16 protein-coding genes and 1 pseudogene are annotated in these 20,240 nt (G+C 30.1%); 9 read left to right on the top strand and 8 right to left on the bottom strand.

Translation table 11 applies throughout. From position 1 onward, the window contains the following. Window positions 1–475: 475 nt before the first annotated feature. Entirely contained in the window at window positions 476–6,469 is a 5,994-nt protein-coding gene (locus tag IAA47_04355) for an autotransporter domain-containing protein (GenBank protein ID MBU3842202.1), read from the top strand. A gap of 62 nt (window positions 6,470–6,531) precedes the next feature. Here the strand turns inward: IAA47_04355 and hydE are convergent, their stop codons facing one another. From hydE to IAA47_04335, 4 genes and pseudogenes are all read right to left on the bottom strand, one after another. Then, window positions 6,532–7,623, bottom strand: a complete 1,092-nt coding sequence (gene hydE, locus IAA47_04350) for a [FeFe] hydrogenase H-cluster radical SAM maturase HydE (GenBank protein ID MBU3842201.1) — start codon at window positions 7,621–7,623, stop codon at window positions 6,532–6,534. Between the two features lie 13 nt (window positions 7,624–7,636). Then, window positions 7,637–8,134, bottom strand: a complete 498-nt coding sequence (locus IAA47_04345; protein ID MBU3842200.1) for a hypothetical protein — start codon at window positions 8,132–8,134, stop codon at window positions 7,637–7,639. Further along, window positions 8,131–8,334 (bottom strand): annotated as a pseudogene (locus IAA47_04340) (NUDIX hydrolase). Before IAA47_04340 ends, IAA47_04345 begins: the two are co-directional and overlap by 4 nt. A 49-nt stretch (window positions 8,335–8,383) precedes the next feature. Beyond that, entirely contained in the window at window positions 8,384–9,154 is a 771-nt protein-coding gene (locus IAA47_04335; GenBank protein ID MBU3842199.1) for an RNA methyltransferase, read from the bottom strand. Between the two features lie 114 nt (window positions 9,155–9,268). Between IAA47_04335 and IAA47_04330 the strand changes: the two genes are divergently transcribed. From IAA47_04330 to dnaN, 3 genes are read left to right on the top strand one after another with little or no spacing between them, the layout of a single operon-like run. After that, window positions 9,269–10,483 carry a hypothetical protein gene (locus IAA47_04330; protein MBU3842198.1) on the top strand — a complete coding sequence of 405 codons (1,215 nt, stop codon included), beginning with the start codon at window positions 9,269–9,271 and terminating at the stop codon, window positions 10,481–10,483. A 59-nt stretch (window positions 10,484–10,542) separates the two neighbouring features. Further along, window positions 10,543–11,571 carry an extracellular solute-binding protein gene (locus IAA47_04325; protein MBU3842197.1) on the top strand — a complete coding sequence of 343 codons (1,029 nt, stop codon included), beginning with the start codon at window positions 10,543–10,545 and terminating at the stop codon, window positions 11,569–11,571. A 14-nt stretch (window positions 11,572–11,585) separates the two neighbouring features. Beyond that, window positions 11,586–12,677 (top strand): DNA polymerase III subunit beta, encoded by a 1,092-nt coding sequence (dnaN, locus tag IAA47_04320; GenBank protein MBU3842196.1) that lies wholly within the window; start codon window positions 11,586–11,588, stop codon window positions 12,675–12,677. A gap of 63 nt (window positions 12,678–12,740) precedes the next feature. Here the strand turns inward: dnaN and IAA47_04315 are convergent, their stop codons facing one another. Continuing rightward, window positions 12,741–13,232 (bottom strand): MogA/MoaB family molybdenum cofactor biosynthesis protein, encoded by a 492-nt coding sequence (locus IAA47_04315; GenBank protein ID MBU3842195.1) that lies wholly within the window; start codon window positions 13,230–13,232, stop codon window positions 12,741–12,743. A 125-nt stretch (window positions 13,233–13,357) separates the two neighbouring features. Here IAA47_04315 and modA point away from each other — a divergent pair, with 125 nt between their 5' ends. The 5 genes from modA to IAA47_04290 all read left to right on the top strand — a co-directional run bounded on the left by modA (window position 13,358) and on the right by IAA47_04290 (window position 17,462). Beyond that, window positions 13,358–14,092 carry a molybdate ABC transporter substrate-binding protein gene (gene modA, locus IAA47_04310; protein ID MBU3842194.1) on the top strand — a complete coding sequence of 245 codons (735 nt, stop codon included), beginning with the start codon at window positions 13,358–13,360 and terminating at the stop codon, window positions 14,090–14,092. A gap of 2 nt (window positions 14,093–14,094) precedes the next feature. Next, entirely contained in the window at window positions 14,095–14,769 is a 675-nt protein-coding gene (modB, locus tag IAA47_04305; protein ID MBU3842193.1) for a molybdate ABC transporter permease subunit, read from the top strand. Beyond that, entirely contained in the window at window positions 14,766–15,788 is a 1,023-nt protein-coding gene (locus IAA47_04300) for a molybdopterin-binding protein (protein ID MBU3842192.1), read from the top strand. The genes modB and IAA47_04300 overlap by 4 nt, the downstream gene beginning before the upstream one ends. Before the next feature lie 2 nt (window positions 15,789–15,790). Then, on the top strand, window positions 15,791–16,252 hold the full coding sequence (gene moaC, locus IAA47_04295) for a cyclic pyranopterin monophosphate synthase MoaC (protein MBU3842191.1): 462 nt from the start codon (window positions 15,791–15,793) through the stop codon (window positions 16,250–16,252). A gap of 193 nt (window positions 16,253–16,445) precedes the next feature. After that, window positions 16,446–17,462 carry a YeiH family protein gene (locus IAA47_04290; protein ID MBU3842190.1) on the top strand — a complete coding sequence of 339 codons (1,017 nt, stop codon included), beginning with the start codon at window positions 16,446–16,448 and terminating at the stop codon, window positions 17,460–17,462. Window positions 17,463–17,530: 68 nt separating this feature from the next. On the opposite strand, the gene efp is transcribed toward IAA47_04290, so the two are convergent. From efp to IAA47_04275, 3 genes are read right to left on the bottom strand one after another with little or no spacing between them, the layout of a single operon-like run. After that, window positions 17,531–18,094 (bottom strand): elongation factor P, encoded by a 564-nt coding sequence (gene efp / locus IAA47_04285; protein ID MBU3842189.1) that lies wholly within the window; start codon window positions 18,092–18,094, stop codon window positions 17,531–17,533. A gap of 12 nt (window positions 18,095–18,106) precedes the next feature. Continuing rightward, window positions 18,107–19,270, bottom strand: coding sequence for an elongation factor P maturation arginine rhamnosyltransferase EarP (gene earP, locus IAA47_04280; protein ID MBU3842188.1), 1,164 nt, complete (start codon window positions 19,268–19,270; stop codon window positions 18,107–18,109). Next, window positions 19,251–20,210 carry an NADH:flavin oxidoreductase gene (locus IAA47_04275; GenBank protein MBU3842187.1) on the bottom strand — a complete coding sequence of 320 codons (960 nt, stop codon included), beginning with the start codon at window positions 20,208–20,210 and terminating at the stop codon, window positions 19,251–19,253. The genes earP and IAA47_04275 overlap by 20 nt, the downstream gene beginning before the upstream one ends. Window positions 20,211–20,240: the final 30 nt, after the last annotated feature.

Here is a 20,240-nt window from a genome sequence, read left to right as displayed (position 1 = left end):
ATACAAAACTTTCTCTACTTGAAGTCACTTTTATGTATATTGTATCTTCTAAAATTTCATGATTAAGATAAGTTAGATTTTTATCCAAAATTTTTATTAATTCATCCATTTCTTTACATCTCCTTGAAGTTAAATTCAAGGCTATTATATAATATTTACCTCCATAAATCAATTAACTCTGGAAAGAACCTAAACTATTTGCAAAATACAGTTTTACTCGACTTCTCTTTTTATTTTTTATAAGATTATATTCTATAATTAATGAAAAGACGTATTTTTATTAAAAAATATTTTACAATGTAAAGTAAAACTATTTTAAATCTATTAATCATAAAAAAAATATATACATTATACTATTTAAAAAACTATAAAATTATTGTATACTATTAAAAATATAGTTAAAAATTTTAAAAGTTATATCTTTAAATTCGCTTTTTCATTAAAAAGTGAAAATATAAAATAAAGAGGAGATTTTATGAAAGGGTTAATTGAAAAATCATTAAAGAGGTATCTAAAAAGAAAAAGAAAAATTACATTTGGATTTATAATTAGTTTCTTAATTACTGGAGGAGTGAGTTATTCAGAGGCTATTGAAATCAAATATGAAGATGGGAAAGTAACTGCTACATCTGGAACAGTAGTAAGGGAAGAAAATGGAAATTTTATATGGAGTAGTAGTAATGATAGTAAAGGGATAAAAGTTAATGGAAGTGTTGTAGAGAATAATATAATATTATCAATAAATAATAATAATAAAATTAATTCAAATAATTATGGAATATTTTCTTCTGGTAGAGATTTTGATGTGAGTGATGTTAGAAAAAGTTATACTTTAAATTCTATCATAGGAAATATTACCAATACAGAAGAAATTTCAGTTGCTAACACTTCTGGAGATAGTTATGGAATTGTAAATGCTGGAGGTATTATAACACAAATTCCTAATTCAGGAACAGTTAAATTAAATATTACTTCGATGATGGGAAATGTAATAAATAGTGGAGATATTAAAGTTAGTACAAAAAATGGGGATAGTTACGGTATTGCTGTAAAAGATTATATAATAAAGGATAGTTCAATTTCTGAAAGTCCATTTTACTTCTCTGTTGATAGTTATAATATAAAAATGGATGATATCATTAATTCTGGAACTATTAGTGCTAGTGCTATAAAAGATACAACAAGTAATAAAAAAGGGAATGCTTATGGAATATTTTCCAATGGAAGAATAGGAAATATCAAAAACTCTGGAAGTATAATTGGTATAGGAGAGAATGGTTATGGAATATCTAGTGCAGGTGCCTATAGTTATATTGAGAGTATATATAATTATGAGAAAGGTATTATAAAGGGTGAAGGAAATAGTAGTGGTTATAGTAGTGGTTATGGAATAAGCCTTTCGTCTTCAGAAAATTATTTAGGAAAAGTTACAAATTATGGAGAAATATATGGTAAGAGTAACGGAATATCTTTAACAGGAGGAAAGGTAACATTTAATGAACTAATAAATAGTGGAACTATAAAAGGTGATACTAGCTACGGAATCAAGATTTCAAGTCCAGAAATAACAATATTGAAAATAGATAATGCAAATGAAATATTAGGAAAAGGTAGTGGAATATTTTTAACAGGAGGAAAGGTAGTAATTCAAGAACTAAAAAATTCTGGAAATATTGAAGGGAATTCAACTATTAATGGAATAAGTGCTGGAATAGATACATTTGGGAGTGCAGAAAATAAAATAGGAAAAATAACTAATTCAGGAACAATTTTGGGGAATACTGATTCTGGAACGGCTTATGGAATTCGTGTATTGGATATAAGTGGAATAGATAATATTGATAAAAATAGTGTAATAAAAGGGATAGGTAGCAACGGAGCTTATGGAATATCTATAGATACAGGAAGTGGAAGTATAACTTCAAGTACTACTTTTAATTTAGGAAAAATAAATAATAAGGGGACAATTTCAGGGAATACAACTTCAAACAAAGCTGTAGGAATTGAGATAAATACTAGAACACCTTATAGTAGCACAATAGAATCTAAAAGTAATTTAGAATTGATAAATAATGAGAATATAATATCAGGTACTTCTACTAATGGAACAGGATATGGAATCTCTTTACAATGGGGTAAAACTTTAATAGAAAAAATAGAAAATAGTGGAGAAATATCTGGTGATGGAGCTAATGGAGGATATGGTATATATAGTACATATGGAACAACTTTAGGTGATATAACAAATAGTAATTTAATAAAAGGAACTTCAACTGGTAAAAAGGGAATAGGAATATATTTTATAACAGCTGGAAATATAATAAATGAATCAAAGGGAAGTATATCAGGAATAGGAGTAACTGATGGTTATGGAATATATGGATCTGCAGGATCGACAATAGGCAATATAATAAATGATGGAGAAATAAAAGGCTCTGCAACTACTGGAAAAGGAGCAGGAATATATGGAGATTCAGCTGGAAATATAATAGGAGATATAACAAATGGTAAGTCAGGAAGTATATCAGGAACAGGGATAAATAGTGGTTATGGAATATATGGATCTGCAGGATCGACAATAGGCAATATAATAAATGATGGAGAAATAAAAGGAGTTGCAACTAATGGAACAGGGGCATCTATATATTTTCAGAATGGTGGAACTATAGGTTCAAATGAACAGTATTCTATAGTTAATAATGGTAGTTTATTAGGAACAGGAACAACTAATGGTTATGTAATATATAGTTCAAATAGTAGTACTACGAAGATTGGTGGGATATTAAATAACAATATAATTTTAGGAAGTGTAACTGACGTAAATGGTGAAGGAGCAGTAATATCTCTTGCAAGTTCAGGAAGTGTAGAAGTAGGAGAAATAGCTAATAATGGAACTATGAGTGGAATAGGAACTTCAAAAGCTTATGTATTCAAATTGGAGTCTAGTGGAACTCAGAAAATAGGAAATATAACAAATAAAGGTATTTTATCAGGGGAATCAAGTTCAGGAGATGGATATGCAATTTATAACTCAAATGGAGGAACTGCAGAAGTTGGAAAAATAGTAAATGAAGGAATAATATCAGGGATAGGTACTAATAATGGAGAAGCTATTGCCTTTATATCAACTTCTCAACCTGAAATCGGTAAAGGAGGAGGAATTTTAAATACTGGTATTATATTAGGAAAAGGTGGAAATAAAGGAAGTGGTATTAGTATAGAGTACGGAAATTCTTCTAAGATTAATACAGTAAATAATAGTGGATTAATACTAGGAGAAAGTACAGATATCAATTTAGGAAAAGGATATGGAATTTCTAATATTGGATCAGGTTCAAGAATAGATACGGTAACAAATAATGGGACAATACTAGGAAAAGGAAGTGATGGTGGAAAGGGAATTAATTTAGAAAATACAACTGGAATAGAGTTTAGTTTAGGTGGAATAAATAATAATGGAATAATCTCAGGAGAGGTAACAAAAAATAGTGGATATGGAATTTATATAAAAGATAATACAAAAGATGATGCAAATGGCAGTACTGTAAATGTAGGTAATATTTCAAATGGGGGTATTATATTAGGAAGAGGTAAAACTAATGGATATGGTTTTAGTTTACAGTCAAAAACTTCTAATTTTACAGGCATAGAAAATAACGGTATTATATTAGGAGAGGGAAGTTTATTAGGATATGGTATAGAGATTGAAGGAGCTATGGTGAACCTTCCAAAGTTAATAAATAGTGGAAAAATATTAGGAAAGGCAGATGAAGGAGATGGGTATGGTATTTCTTTAAATGTAATTTTAAAAGGAGATACTACTATTTCTGAGCTTAATAACGAAGGAAGCATATTAGGAGAAGCTAGTACAGGTAATGGATATGGAATTTCAATGAAAAATGGAAATTATAAATTATCCAACTTAATTAATAATGGTACTATATCGGGAAAAGGGAATAAAGATGGATATGCAATCTATAATCTTGACTCAAATTTCTCTCAAGGTTCATTTAATATAGACGAAATAACAACAACAACAATTTCTAATATAGAAAATAATGGAGTAATATTTGGAAGTACTAGTGCTTTTTATAATAAAAATAGTAACTTTGAAATTAAAGAAATAGTAAATAATGGAGTAATTTACGGGAATAAATACGCTATTTATAATGATAAGACTGATACAAATGAAGCAAAAATAAATTTAACTAGTATAACAAATACGGGAATTATTGGTGGAACAACAGGAATCAAAAACTTTGAAGAAGAATTAGAAATTCAAAATAAAGGACTATTGATAACGGGATATGGAACTGATGAAATTAAAATAGAAGGAAGTTTCGAACCAATTAATTTAGAAAGTGAGAATAAGTTAGTAATCAATGGAATAGATGAGGAAAATAAAGCTAGAGCTATTTTGTCATCTGAAATAAATGAGAAAGAGAATTTGATAATAAATGTAGTAGGAAATGGTGACAATTCAGTTATAGTAGATAATGGAGAGATACTGTTACTTTCAAACTCTACAATAAATAGTATAGGAACAGCAGTTCAAGTAAAAGATGGAACTTTTACAGCGAATAACCTAGTAATAAATTCTGGAAGTTATGAAAAGGCTATAGTAGGAACAGATATAAATTTAAAAAATGGAACAGTAGTTAATAGTGGTATAAGTTCAATAGGAAATCTTACTATAGATGATTCAGTTAAATTGAATGGAAAACTAGATGGGAATAGTAGTGCAAACTTACTATTTGAGAGTTCAGTAGCTCAAGATACAAGAGCTATATCAGGAAATAATATTAATATTTATCAGGATATTAGTAACTTTAAAAGTACTACTGTAGGAACTAATGTAACTTTATATGAAACAGTTGATGCACAGTTAGGAGATATAGTAATAAAGAAAGGGGCAAACTTAGTATTAAGAGTTAAACCGACAGGAACAACTGGCGGAGTAACAAGAGCAACAGATAGTACATTACAAGTATATAGTACTCATGCACTTATGAATAACAGTGGAACTATAAGTTCAGAGGGTGGAAAACTTCTATTTGATTTGAATGGATTAGGGATAGGAACAGTTCTTGATTTTGGAAGTAATAATAAACTTGATGAAACAATGAAAGGAAAAGAGACGCAGTATGAAGATGATGTAACAATTGATACTACTTCTTCATTATTTACAATACAGTTAGGAGCTGATGGAAAACCAGTAGTACATCCAGTAAAAGATCTACCATTAAAACCACCAGTAATAGATTCAAATACACCTGAAGAAGATCCTATAGAAACTCCACCAGGATCAACCCCAGGAGAGGATATTACATTCCCAGAAGAGGGAGAAAATCCGGTGATTGATGGTATAGAATATTCAAAATTAAATTCTATTTATCAAAGTATGACATCAACAGATGAAACAAAATATTTTGATGTATCTGATGATAAGAAATTAGAAGGATTTATTAAATATCTTGCAGATGTATATAGAGCTAATCCATATAGCTATTCTTCAGAATTATCAAGAAAATCAATGGACATGCTAAAAAATTCAGTATTAGGAAGAGAATTACGTCCTGATATTCATAAATGGGCAGTTTATGGAGGATTAACTCATGTAGATGGAGGAACAAAGGACAAATATTATGGAAGAAATTACTATTCATTTGATGCAGGAAAATCAAGTGTAGAGAGTGATATGAAATTAACAGGAGCTTATGCTCAAGCAGAGTATGGATTAAGTTTAGATAATACAGTTGGAATAGTTTTAGGAGGAACAAATTCTGAAGCGAAGATCTCATCTAGTAAATTAGATGGTGATTCAATTTATTTAGGAGTATATGGAAAAAAATATATTGATAATATGAGAATAGCTTTAGGTGTAGGATATCAGTATGGAGATTATGAAGGTGATAGAGTAACAAAAGATTATAGCAATATTTTCTATGACAAAACAAACGCTCAATCATATAGTGGTAATTATAATGATAATGGAATAAACATATATACAGATATAAGATATACCCACGAGATAAAAGATAATTTATATTTTGAACCTTATTTCAATGTAGGATATACTTTTATAAAGCAAGATAAGATAAGAGAAGAGGGAGTATTGTCTTTAGATACAAAGGAAAAAGAGTTTAACTATTTAACAGCAAAAGTGGGAGGAGATTTAAAGAGAGAAGTATTAGGAAGTAAAGGAAAGCATATATTAAAAGCAGGGGTAGATTATGAAAATATAGTGTCAGGTTCAGAAGCAACGGAATTAAAAAGTAGCTATAAAGGTGGAAAAGAGTTTGGAGTATTAGTAGGTGAGAAAAATAATGATATAATAACAACACACATAAAGTATGAGTATGAACATCAAAATGGAACGCTTATGGATATAGTGAGTAGTTATTCATTTGCTCGTGAAAATATGAAAAATGAATGGAAGATAGGAGCAGGAATAGGATATAAATTTTAATTATTAAAAGAGCACCTCAAGATCTTAAAAATAAGATTGTGAGGTGCTTTTGTTAATGAAAACTATTTTTGCTTATTTTTAAAGTGTAGAGAATCCCCCCACTCTCCATAAACAATCTCATCACCAATAGCTTTTACATTACTATCCATAATCTCTTTAGCTTTCTCAACACTATCATTTATTCCCGGTTTATTATCATAAAGAAGGTATTTTCCCTTATGTTCAAGAGCTGTTGCTGTAGGCATAAGGATATTAGCTCCAGCAAGAAGCCCCTTCTCTCTTCCTTGAGGGTCAAGTCCTTGAAGAGCTGTAGTAGCAGCAATATTCACATCCTTTAGGAAAATTCTAGTAATAGCTATCATTTTTAATCCTAACTCAACTCTTTTTTCAACACTAACTACACTATTTTCCCACGCCTTACCAAGTGGAGTATCCTTATGAAGAATATATGGCCCCATACCTATCATATCTATATTCATATTTTTGTAGAATAGGATATCATTTACAAGGTCTTCTTCAGTTTGATTAGGAAGTCCAATCATTACCCCAGTTCCAACTTGATATCCAATCTCTCTTAGATATTCAAGACATTTTTTTCTCACTTCAAATGTATGTTTGTTATCCATAGGGTGTAGATGGTTATATATATCTAAATTTGTTGATTCTATTCTAAGAAGATATCTATGAGCTCCAGCTTCAAACCATCTTCTATATGTCTCTTTACTCTGCTCCCCAAGTGATAGAGTAATTCCTAGTTTTCCATTGGAAAAAATTTTAATCTCTCTGATTAAGTCTTCGATAAAAGAGACAAACTCCTCATCTTGTCTTTCACCAGATTGTAGAGCTATAGAGGCATAGTTATTATCATATATCCACTTTACAGCTTCCATTATCTCAGCTTTAGACATAGAGAATCTCTCAACATTATGGTTATCTCTTCTTATTCCACAATATTTACAATTTTTTATACATTTATTACTTATCTCAATAAGTCCACGGTAGTAAACCTTTCTCCCAACATATTTAGCTTTTATCTCATAAGCTTTTTTAAATAGTAAGTCTAAATCTTCGGAGTTATCTATCTTCATTAGTTCAAGTAGGTCTTCCTTCGAAAAATTCTCTTGACTTAAAATATTTTTTATTTTTTCAGACATAATTATCACCTAATTAATTATATTTAATCATAACTTGTTTTCTCTCTTGAAATTTATATTGTTTAAATCCTATGTGAAGATGCCCTCTATTAGGATAATATATGAGTTGGTCATAGCTTTTGAGCTTTGTTTTAACTTTTTCATACTCTTTTTTTCCAGCACTACCTTTTTTCAATATAATATCTACAGACATTCCAGTTCGATGTCCAGAAGTAGAGGAACCCCCAACAATTTTATTAAGTTTTTCACTTCTGAACCAACTACTAACTACTACAGGCCGTCCGAGAATAGTTCTAACCTCATCAAGTCTTTTAGCTGTATATCTGATATTTGCTCTCTCACTCCAACTAGGTGTATTTTTAATACCTTTTTTTATAGCAGTACTACTATATATAGCTTCTCCCATAGTAAAATATTTAGATATTTTTTCATTTTTATCTACACCAATAAGAGAACAATTAGTAAAGAGTAATAGAATGATTGAAAGAAAGAAAAGCTTTTTTATTTTCATAATATTCCTCTTTTTCTTTTAGCAAACTCCACCCCTATTATACTTTTTCCATCAGATATTCCAGGACTCATAAAATATTCACATATTTTTTCTATTTTATTAGCTCTGTATCCTGTTTCCTCTTCTAACTCCCTAATAGCTGCACTCATAGGACATTCATTTTCCTCTAAAACTCCAGCTGGAATCTCGAGAGTTACCATTTTTTCTAACTCTTCAAATTTATCCATCACAAATCCTTTTAGCAAAAAATTACTTTAAAGTTTCAAGTTCTTTAACCTTGTAAAGAATAATACCAGAAGCCATAGCTACATTTAGTGATTCAGCACTTCCATATATAGGAATGATAACGCACTCATCAGCAGAGTTTAAAAATTCTTTACTCACTCCGTTCCCTTCACTTCCAAAAACTATAGCATTTTTATCAGCAAGAGTCATCTGAGTGTACTCTATTGAATTTTTCTCAAGGGCTGTTACCTGTAATTTATAGTTATTTTCCTTTAAATATTTTAAAAGTGCAACCTCTTCCATATAGATTATATTCATATTGAATATAGAGCCCATACTACTTCTTACACATTTTTCATTGTAGCAATCAACACTTCCCTTAGTTAATAAAATATCTCTAAACCCAGCAGCATCAGCTACACGGATAATTGTACCAAGATTTCCAGGATCTTGTACTTTATCTAAAATTACAATATTTTTTTGTAGAGAGTTAATATCACTAGTACAGTAAGGATATACTAAGATAACTCCTTGGGAGTTTTCTTGGGAAGTTAATTCTTTAAAAATTTTATCATTAACCACCAATTTTCTACAATTAAACTTTTCTAACTTTTGATTGATATTTTCTATCTCTTCAAAATTCTCTTTTAATATGATTAACTCTGGTTGGTAATCAAAATCTAAAAATTTTCTTCCTTCAGCTAAAAATTTTTTCTCCTCTTCTCTATATTTTCTCTGTTTCAATTTTTTTATTCTTTTAATTGTACTATTATCTAAACTATTTATAAATTCCACAATATCCTCCTGAAATTTTTCTACTTTTTATTATACCATAAAAACCTTGTTATTTACAGAATATAAAATATGTATTATAATTTTAATGATAAAATCATAGTAGAGGAGATAAAAATGTTATCGTTTAAATTTATAAAGTTTATGAAAGCACTAAAGAGTGGAAGAGCTGAAAAATTATCCTGTGTAACAGATTTAGGAAGAGTAGGAATTTATATAGCTGAAGAGTATTCAACAAGATTTGATCTATTAAATATAGAACAGTGTCTATTTCTTTCAGAATTTCAAACAACACATTTAGAAAAGGAAGAAAAACATTTGCTGAATTTAGTAAAAAAAGATGATCCCTTGTTTTCACTATTAGAGTATTATGATAATTATCCGTATTCTTACTCTGATATCAACTGTTTTTTTAAAGGGTGTCTAAAAAGTGGAGTTGAGATATCGATAAAGGCGGTTAATCCAGTTTCCAAAAATAACTGTTTTAAAAAATTAAATAAAATAGAAAAAACTTTAAAATATCAAAAATATTTAAGACCTTGGATAAATAAAGAATATAAAATAGAGGAAATTTTAACAGACTTAAAGGAACGTATTAACAGGAAATTTGTTTTAGGAAATGAGATAAGATATACTAAAAATTTAATAGAGTATCTTGATGAGTACAAAGAGATAAAGTTTTTAAAAAGAATTAAATTTCCGAAAATATATGCTTATCTATCATCTGATGATAAAGTAGTAACAGAGTTTGTGTATGGAAGTTATTTTTATGAATTACTACAATATAATAGATTAAGTTATAAAGATGTTCTAGATTTAATTAGAACACAGTTATTTTTTATGTTGAAAGTTGGCGTTTTTCATAATAATTTACACTCTGGAAACCTTATTTTAAGTGATGAGGGAAATATACATTTCTTAGATTGTAATACCATCTCTATTTTAACAACTCAGACAAAAGAAGGATTGTTTAAACTTCTAAAGTATGCATTAAAAAGAGATTTTAGAAAGGTTACTGAGATATTTAATGATATTTCCAAGGAGAAAATATCTCAAGAACAGTTAGAGTATGTAGTAAGAGATATGGAGCAAATTTTTAATTCAAGCTATCCAACAAATAATACATTAGTTAGAAAATTAATGGAGATGTTTAGATTAGTAAGTAGTTATGGAGTAGTTTTTGAAAAAAATATATTCACGGCTTTTAAATCTCTAATATATTTAGAAAAAATAAGTATGAAAACAATTGGAAAAAATGGAGATTTTAGAGAAGATTTAATGAGAATATTGGACGAAATAGAAGGGTATATAAAAGAATTAAGAAGTAATTGACTTAATCTAGATTTCATATTAGAATAATATATATTGATAAAGTTTTAGGAGGTTGATAAATGAAAAAAATATTAAGTACACTTGCTTTAGCTATGGCATTAGTAGGGTGCGGAGGGAAAGAAGAAAGTAAAGACGTATTATATGTATATGGTTGGGCTGATACTATACCTCAAAGTATTTATGAAGATTTTGAAAAGGAAACAGGTATAAAAGTAATAGAAGATATTTATTCCTCTAATGAAGAGATGTTTACAAAATTAAAAGCTGGTGGAGATGGGTACGATATAGTTATGCCGTCAGCTGACTATGTAGAGATAATGATGAAAGAGGGAATGATTGATAAATTAGATAAGAGTAAATTACCAAATTACAATAACTTAGACCCATTAGTATTAGAGAAGCTTCATCATTTTGACCCTCAAAATGACTATGAGGTTCCATACTTAATAGGAGCAACTATTATTGCTGTAAATACAAAATATGTTCCAGAGTTTCCAAGAGATTACTCTATCTATGAAAGAACAGATTTAAAAGGTAGAATGACTCTTCTTGATGATATGAGAGAGGTAATGACATCAGCTTTAGGTATGTTAGGATATCCACAAACTACTGATGATGAAAAAGCAATAGCTCAAGCAGCGGGATTGGTTAAAAAATGGAAAAAAAATATAGCTAAATTTGATGCTGAGTCATTTGGAAAAGGATTTGCAAGTGGAGATTTCTGGGTAGTACAAGGTTATCCAGACAACATCTTTAAAGAGTTAGATGAAAATGAGAGAAAAAATGTGGAGATGATAATACCAGAGAAGGGTGGAACAGCTTATGTTGATTCATTTACTATTTTATCATCAGCTCCTCATAAGGAGAATGCTTACAAGTTTTTAGAGTATACATTGAGACCAGAAGTAGCTGCTAAGATGGCTGATGCTCTTGAAACACCATCTGTAAATGTAAAAGCTAGAGATTTAATGACAGTTGAGCCTCTATTTGAAATTTCAGATTTAAAAAATGTACAAGTTTTAAGAGATATAAACAAGACTCTTGATTTACAAAATAAATATTGGCAAGAAATACTAATTGCCGATTAAATTTGGAGGTTAAAATGAAATTTTCCATAAAAAGAGAAGAGTTGATTTCAGTTCTTTCAGAATATACAAATATTTTGAAAGAGAACCCTATTAAGCCAATAGTTTCAGGATTAAAGATTACAGCTAAAGAGAATCAAGTTATCTTTATTGGAACAAACTTAGAGATAGAGCATATAAGAAAGATAGAGACAGAGGTAGAAAAAGAGGGAGAGGTTATTTTAAAACCTTTCCTACTTCTTGAATATATTAAGCTATTAGAAGAGGAGAGAATAGAGTTTTCTAGTGAAAATGGATTTATAGCTGTTCATCAGGCTGAGTTTTCTACATTGGAGGGAGGAGCATATCCTGTTATCCCAGAATTAGAAGCACAAAACCTTTTAACAATAGATGGAGCACGTTTTGTCTCTCTTTTAGATAAAGCAAAGTTTGCTGCCTTTCAAAGTACAGATAATATACAGATAAACTGTGTAAGAGCGGTATTTAAGAAAGAGGAATTAAACCTTGTTTCTACAGATTCATATAGACTTCTTTTCTTAAGAGAGAGAGTTCAGTGTAATGAAGAAAAAGAGATATCTATCCCTATGGAAACTATAAATACTCTTTGCAAACTATTAAAAGATTATAATAAAGATATCAATATAGGTTATAGTGGAGATACTTTGGTTATAACATGGGAAAACTCTTATTTTTCAAGTAAGACAATAGGGCTTCAATATCCAGATTTCAAAACAATTCTTAGAATTTCAGCTTTTGAAAAGAAGATGGAATTTAATAGAGATGAATTAAGAAGTGCTATAAAAAGAGTAATCACTGTAGCAAAGACAAGTTTAGATGCTAAGTTTGGAGCAATATTTAACTTTACAGGAAAGATGATGGTTATCAATGCCTTCTCTGGTAGAGCAAAGATAAATCAAAAAGTAAATATGCTAAAAGAAGGAGATGACTTTAAGGCTTCTCTGAACTGTAAATTTTTATCTGAGTATATTGATAATATATCAGACAATGTAATTATTAGTGGAAATAATGCCTCATCTATGTTTGAGGTAAAAGAGATAGGAAATGATGACTATATCTATATTCTTATGCCACTAGCTTTGAGAGATTAAAAAATAGTAATTAAAGAGTAAATAAAAGAGCAAGCTAAACCACTTGCTCTTTATTTTTTAAGATTATTTTCTAGCACAATCACTAGCAGAACCAACCATTATTTCTAGTCCATGTTTTAACTCTGAAACTATGTAGTTAAGAGACTCTTCAACAGCCTTCGGACTTCCTGGCATATTTATAATAAGGGTATTTTTTCTGATACCAGCAGTGGCTCTAGAAAGCATAGCTCTCTTTGTAATAGTTAAAGAGTAAGCTCTCATAGCTTCAGGAATACCTGGAACTCTTTTTTCAATAACCTCCTCTGTAGCTTCTGGTGTTACATCTCTTTTTGAAAATCCTGTTCCACCAGTAGTAAGAATTAAATCAACTAAATTATTATCACATAGATTTATAAGTGTCTCTTTTATTAATTGAAATTCATCAGGAATTAAAACTTTTTCACTTACTTCATATCCATTTTCAATCATAATTCTTTCTATAACTTGTGTAGATATATCCTCTCTTTCACCTTTAGAACCTTTATCACTCATACATACAATAGCAACTTTGAACATAATTTCACCTCACTAGTAGTTTTATTATTAATTCAATTATACCATAAAATATCAATAAATCTTGAAATTTTTTAGTAAATTTGTTATCATCTATTTAGATAAATATTAAAATACGGGGTGATGAGATGAAAAAAATCATACTAAAAACTTTAATTGGTATGTTAACACTCTCTTCATTATCTTTTTCAAAAGAGGAGATAACAGTAAGTGCAGCAGCTAGTCTAAAAGAGGTAATGGGGGAGCTGACTGGGAAATTTCAGAATGAAAATAAAGATATAAAGATAAATCTTAATTTAGGTGGTTCTGGAGCTTTGAAAAATCAGATTGTAGCCGGGGCACCAGTTGATTTAGTATTCTTTGCTTCACAAAAAGACTTAAAAGATTTAGATAACAAAGGATTTATAGATAAAGAGTATCAAAAGGATATTTTAAAGAATAGACTTGTTGTGGCTGGAAGAAGTAATATAGATTCTTTAGATAAGTTAGTTGGAAGTAGTATAGCTATAGGTATTCCAGAAAGTGTTCCTGCTGGAAAGTATTCCAAAGAAGCTTTTATAAACTATGGAATTTGGGATAAGGTTCAAAAGGATATAGTATATGCCAAAGATGTGAGAAGTGCTGCCCAATATGTAGATTTATATGAAGTGGATTATTCTCTTATCTATAAGACAGATGCAAGGGTTTTAAAAAATAGTGAAATAGTTTATACAGTACCTGAAAATTTACATACTCCTATCATATATAGTTATGGAGTTATAAAGGATAGAGCAAATGAGAATGTAGTAGAACTATATAATTATTTAAATTCAGAAACAGCTAAAAAACTGTATAAGAAATATGGTTTTGAGATGGCAGATTAGTTATGACAAGTTTAAACTTAAATATAATTTTATTAACTTTAAAAATAGCAATAATCTCAACATTGATAGTAACTATTGTATCTATTTTATTAGTATGGTTGTTAGAGAGAGCAAATTCAAAAGTAAAGAGTATATCTGAGATGTTTATAAATTTCTCACTATTCCTTTCACCAAGTGTATTAGGGTATATCCTTATTTTAATTCTTGGAAAGAGAGGGATAATAGGGGCAATCCTATATAAATATTTCAATATATCGGTAATCTTTTCATGGTGGGCTGGAATAATTACAGCCTTTATGGTATCACTACCACTTATGTATAATAGTGTTAAAACAGGGATTGCCTCTCTAAATCCAGTATATTTTGAAGCTGGGCGAGAGTGTGGAGCTAGTGAGCTTCAAATTTTAAGATTAATTACACTTCCACTTATAAAGAAAAATATTTTAGCTGGAATGGTTTTATCCTTTGGAAGAGCTATGGGAGAGTTTGGAGCAACACTTATGTTGGCGGGAAATATTCCTGGGAAAACTCAAACTATATCTATGGCAATCTATTCAGCTTCTGAGAGTGGAGATACACAGACAGCGAACTTTTTCTTAGCTGTGATTTTATTGATAAGTTTTACTATAATGATAGTTTATAATTATTTATTTAAAAAAGAAAGGGATAATATATGAAGAAAATAAAAACAGTTGATGCTGTTGGGTATGTACTTCAGCATGATATAACTCAGATTCTTCCAGGGGAATTTAAGGGAAGAGCTTTTAAAAAAGGGCATATTATAAAAGAGGAGGATATTCCAAAACTTCTTAGTCTAGGAAAGGATCATATATATGTTTTTGAGCTAGGAGATAAGGGAGTACATGAAAATGAAGCTGCTGTAATTCTAGGTGAATTAGGAAAAGGAGAAAATATATATACCGATGACGAGATAAAAGAGGGAAAGATAAACTTTAGAGCTGAATGTGACGGGATTTTAAAAGTTGATAGTGAAAATCTTCTAGAGTTAAATATGCTAGGGGAGATATCTTTTGCTACTTTACCTAATAACTACTCTGTAAAAAAGGGAGAATTAGTAGGTGGAGCTAGAGTTATACCACTAGTTGTGGCTAAAGAGAAGATGGAAAGAGCAAAGGAGTTAATAAAGACTCCATTATTAAAGGTTGCTCCATATAAAAAATATAGAGTTGGAATTATCACAACTGGAAATGAAGTTTTTTATGGAAGAATAGAGGATAAATTTGGAGCTGTAATAAAGAATAAATTAGCTGAGTATAATTGTGAGATAGTAGGACAGGTTTTATGTCCAGATGATAAAGATGTTATAAAAGCAAGAGCCAAAGAGTTTTTAGATAGAGGGGCAGATATGCTAATATTTACAGGTGGAATGTCGGTTGACCCAGATGATTTAACTCCAAGTTCTATTATTGAGATGGGAGGAGAATTAGTAACTTATGGAGCACCAGTTTTACCGGGGTCAATGTTTTTACTATCTTATTTAGGTGATATACCTATGATGGGGTTACCAGGTTGTGTGATGTTCTCTAAAAGAACTATTTTTGATATAGTTTTATCGAGAGTTATGACTGGAGAAAGATTGAGTAAAAGAGATATTATGATGTATGGAAATGGAGGATTGTGCCAATCTTGTGGAGTTTGCCACTATCCTAACTGTTCATTTGGAAAGCAGGGGTAACTATGGATTTTACACACTTTAATGAAAAAGGTAGAGCTAGAATGGTTGATGTCAGTGAAAAGAATGAAACACAGAGAAGAGCCATAGCTAGAGGATATATAAAGATGAATCCAGAAACTATAAATATGGTTAGTGAAGGAAAGATGAAAAAGGGAGATGTTCTTTCTGTTGCTCAAGTTGGAGGTATATGTGGGGCAAAGAAGACTTGGGATCTGATTCCAATGTGTCATAATATTCTACTTACTGGGGCAGATATATCTTTTGAAATTGCTGAGGATAGAATATGGATAGAGGCAGTTGTGAAAACAACAGGTAAAACAGGAGTGGAAATGGAAGCCCTTACAGCTGTATCTATAGCAGCTCTTACAATATATGATATGTGTAAGGCTGTAGATAAACATATGATAATAGGAGATATAAAATTAATAGAGAAAACTGGTGGAAAATCAGATTTCAGATTATAAAATGGAGCTATTACAATATTAATTTCTAAAGATTAGTATTGTGATAGCTTTTTTTCTATATTAGTATAATTTATAAAGATATAAATAATTATTATTTTACATCCCAATTAAAATATGATATTTTTTATTAGTAAAATTACTAGATAGAAGGGACAGTGGTATGAGTTATCAAAAAAATAGTTTAAAGAGATGGATGCAAGAGAATATATTAGGATTGTTCTTAGTATTAATATTGAGTATTCCAGCATGGATATTGGGAGAAAAATATCCTATAATAGGGGGACCAGTTTTTGGAATATTATTAGGAATGGTAGTAACTCACTTTATAAGAGATAAAGCTCCGTTTCAAAAGGGAATTCTCTTTACATCAAAAAAGGTACTTCAATATGCAGTTATTCTTTTAGGTTTTGGATTAAATCTCTCTGTTGTTTTAGAAACAGGAGCTCAATCTTTACCAATAATAGTAGCTACAATAGCAACATCATTAATAATAGCATATATACTCCAAAAAGTATTAAAAATTCCAACAAAGATAGCAACATTAGTAGGAGTTGGATCTTCTATATGTGGAGGTTCAGCTATTGCGGCTACAGCTCCAGTTATAGATGCTAATGACGAAGAGGTAGCACAGGCAATATCTGTAATATTTTTCTTTAATGTATTAGCAGCACTTATTTTTCCAACATTTGGTTCCTTGGTAGGGTTTTCAACAACCTCTGGAGAAGCTTTTGGAATCTTTGCTGGAACAGCTGTAAATGATACATCTTCTGTAACAGCAGCGGCATCTACTTGGGATGCTATCTATAATTTAGGAGTAGAGACACTGGATAAAGCTGTTACTGTAAAATTGACAAGAACACTGGCAATTATTCCTATAACAATTTTTTTAGCAATAAAATCAGCAAAAGAGAATAAGTCTGATAAAAAATTAAATTTAAAACAGATTTTTCCATTCTTTATACTTTATTTTATTGGGGCATCAATAGTTACTACAATAGCTGTATCTTTTGGAGTAAGTATATCTGTATTCTCACCAATAAAAACTTTAAGTAAGTTTTTTATTGTAATGGCTATGTGTGCAATAGGATTAAATACTAATATTATTAAGCTTTTAAAGACAGGAGGAAAACCTATTTTAATGGGATTTGCTTGTTGGAGTGGAATAACTATTGTAAGTTTGATTATACAGTATATGTTGGGAATTTGGTAATAAGAAAAGGTGCTGTGAGCCAATTTTAGCTCTTAGCACCTTTTAAATTATTTAGATTTGAATAGTTACTATTTTTTAATTCTTTCTACGTATTCGTTAGTTCTAGTATCTATTTTGATCCATTCTCCTTGCTCTACGAATAAAGGAACTTGGATTTCATATCCAGTATTGATTTTAGCTGGTTTTAATACTTTACCAGTAGTATCTCCTCTTAATCCTGGCTCAGTGTAAACTATTTCTCTTTCTACGAAAGTAGGTAATTCAACTGCAACTGGAGTAGACTCGTAGTAAACTACTTCTAATTCCATCTCTTCTTGTAAGTAGTATAAAGCATCTCCTAAATCTTCCTCTTTAAGTTCGATTTGATCCCAAGTTTCTGGGTTAGAGAATACATAGAACTCACCATCGTGGTAAGAGTAGATTGCTTTAACTTTATCAAGTCTGATATCGTCCATTTTGTCATCTGCTTTATAAACAGCGTCAGAAATGTTTCCTGATATTAAGTTTTTCATTTTGAATTTTACAACAGCAGCGTTTCTTCCTGATTTGTTGTACTCAGCTTTTAAAATTACAAATGGATCGTTTCCGATTTTGATTGTGCTTCCTGCTCTTAATTCTTGAGCTATTTTCATTTGTAAACCTCCTCAATATTTTTCTATAAAATCTTTTAATTTATTTATAAGATTACATTTTTGTATAAGAAAATCTCTAAAGATAGTATTATATTTTTCTATCTTTGCAAGGTTCTCAAAAAAGTAAAGATAACTCTCCTTTCCAAGCTCCAAACTGTTTTCTTTTCTAAAATTATAATCTTTAAAAAACTTTTCCATGTTGAGTAGAAAATCTTCATCACTAAAGTTTTCAATCACTCTTCTATATTTATCTAAAAATCCCTCAATCTTATCCATATGAGCATACTCCTCTTGACAGTAGATATGCCACATATATGGTTTACCAATGAGAACTGCTCTGATAAAAGAGTCCTCTCCACGTACAAAGTTAAAATCAACTATATTAATTAGCTCCTCATACTCCTCTTGATTGAGAAAATTTAAAAACCTTATTTCTATTTTACCATATTTTAGAGAATTTCTAAAGTCCTCTATTGAAAAATTTTTAAAAATTTTTCTTAAACTATCCTGTGTCTTTTCTCCCATAGCTAAAATTACAACATCTTTATCCAATTTTTTGAGATCTTCTAAAAGAGGAGTAAAGTTTTTTTCATAAGAGAAAAGTGTTCCAATAATCTTATTTTCTCTATCCTCTATATCGGAAAGGTATTTTTTTTCATAAAACTCTTTGTTTTCTAAGACCCTTTGAATTCTCTCAAGATAGTTTGAATCAGCTATAACCCCTCCAGATTTTTCAGTAAATCCCGGCATAAAGAAAACTTTTTTTAGTTTTCCTCTGCCAAGTGGAGAGCTTTGAAGATGAAAGTCTTCTATCCAATCCTCAGCTGAAAGATACTCTAGATTGATAAGTAACTCAGAATTATCATAGGCAATTTCCATATACTCTTTAGGTATTTGACAACCAAAAGCTTCAATTATAACTTGTGCTGTCAGAAGTTCATTAGCATTATCTCTTAGATAATCAAATGTAATATACTCAATACCATCAATATTTTGTGATGGCAGGTCAAGTACTTGGGAATTGATTTTTTTAAATTCATCTAATTTATTTAAAAATGCCCTTATCTTACTTTTAGGAAATATTTTTTGTAACTCTTTAGCAGTACGATAAACTACACCAATATCTCCATAGTTATCTATAATTTCACAAAATATATCAAGAGTTTTTAACTCCATTTCTAGCTTCGTACTCCTTTCTAGCTACATTTACCCAGTTAGGACGAGCTATCATAGCTCTACCTACAGCTACAAGATCTAAAAGATTATTCTCAACAAGCCAACTAGCTTGACTCTCTTTCTTTATATTTCTAACTCCAATCACAGGAATAGAGAGATGTTTTTTTATCTCAACTCCCATGTATATTACCCAATCTAATGGAAAATCAGAAGATATATCTATCTTTTCCTTTCTCATATACTTAGGGTCAGGTACACCAGATGAAACATGAATTACATCTACACCTAAACCTTCTAAATACTTTGCAATCTCTATTCCATCAGAAAGTTCAGGCTCATTTCCTCCCATTCTATATCCAAGGATAAAGTTATCATCAAAAAGCTCTCTAGTCTCCTCTATAAGTCTTTTAGAGAAATACATTCTTCCTTCAAAACTTCCACCGTACTCATCATTTCTAGTATTCCAAAGTCTAGAGTTCAGTTGAGAGATAAGATATGTATGAGCTCCATGTATCTCTATTCCATCAAAGCCGGCCAATTTTGCTCTATGAAACGCTATTTTAAACTTTTCTAAAATATCTTCAAGTACAGATTTATCAACATTTTTGATATCCTCTTTAAAACCAGCATGATGTATCTGTATGATTACAGGAACATTATACTCATGACACTTGTCTGCAATTCTTTTAAGTCCAGGGATAAATGAATCGTTCCATATTCCAAGTTGATTCTCTCTTAACTTTCCATCTTCACTTACAGCAGTAGCTTCAACTATTACAAAGCCAACCCCTCCACGAAGTACATCTTCATACCACTCCACTAACTCATCAGTAACATATCCATCTAGTCCAACAATAGAAAATCTCACAAGTGGTGGGAGAACAATTCTATTTCTTAACTCTATATTTTTTATTTTGAAACTATCAAATATAGATGCCATCTTTAAAATCTCCTTTTCTTAAAAACATTC

This window comes from Candidatus Fusobacterium pullicola (assembly GCA_018883725.1).
Classification (GTDB): Bacteria; Fusobacteriota; Fusobacteriia; order Fusobacteriales; family Fusobacteriaceae; genus Fusobacterium_A; species Fusobacterium_A pullicola.
Note: the sequence above shows the minus strand (reverse complement) of the source record. Positions and strands in the feature narration are given on the sequence as shown.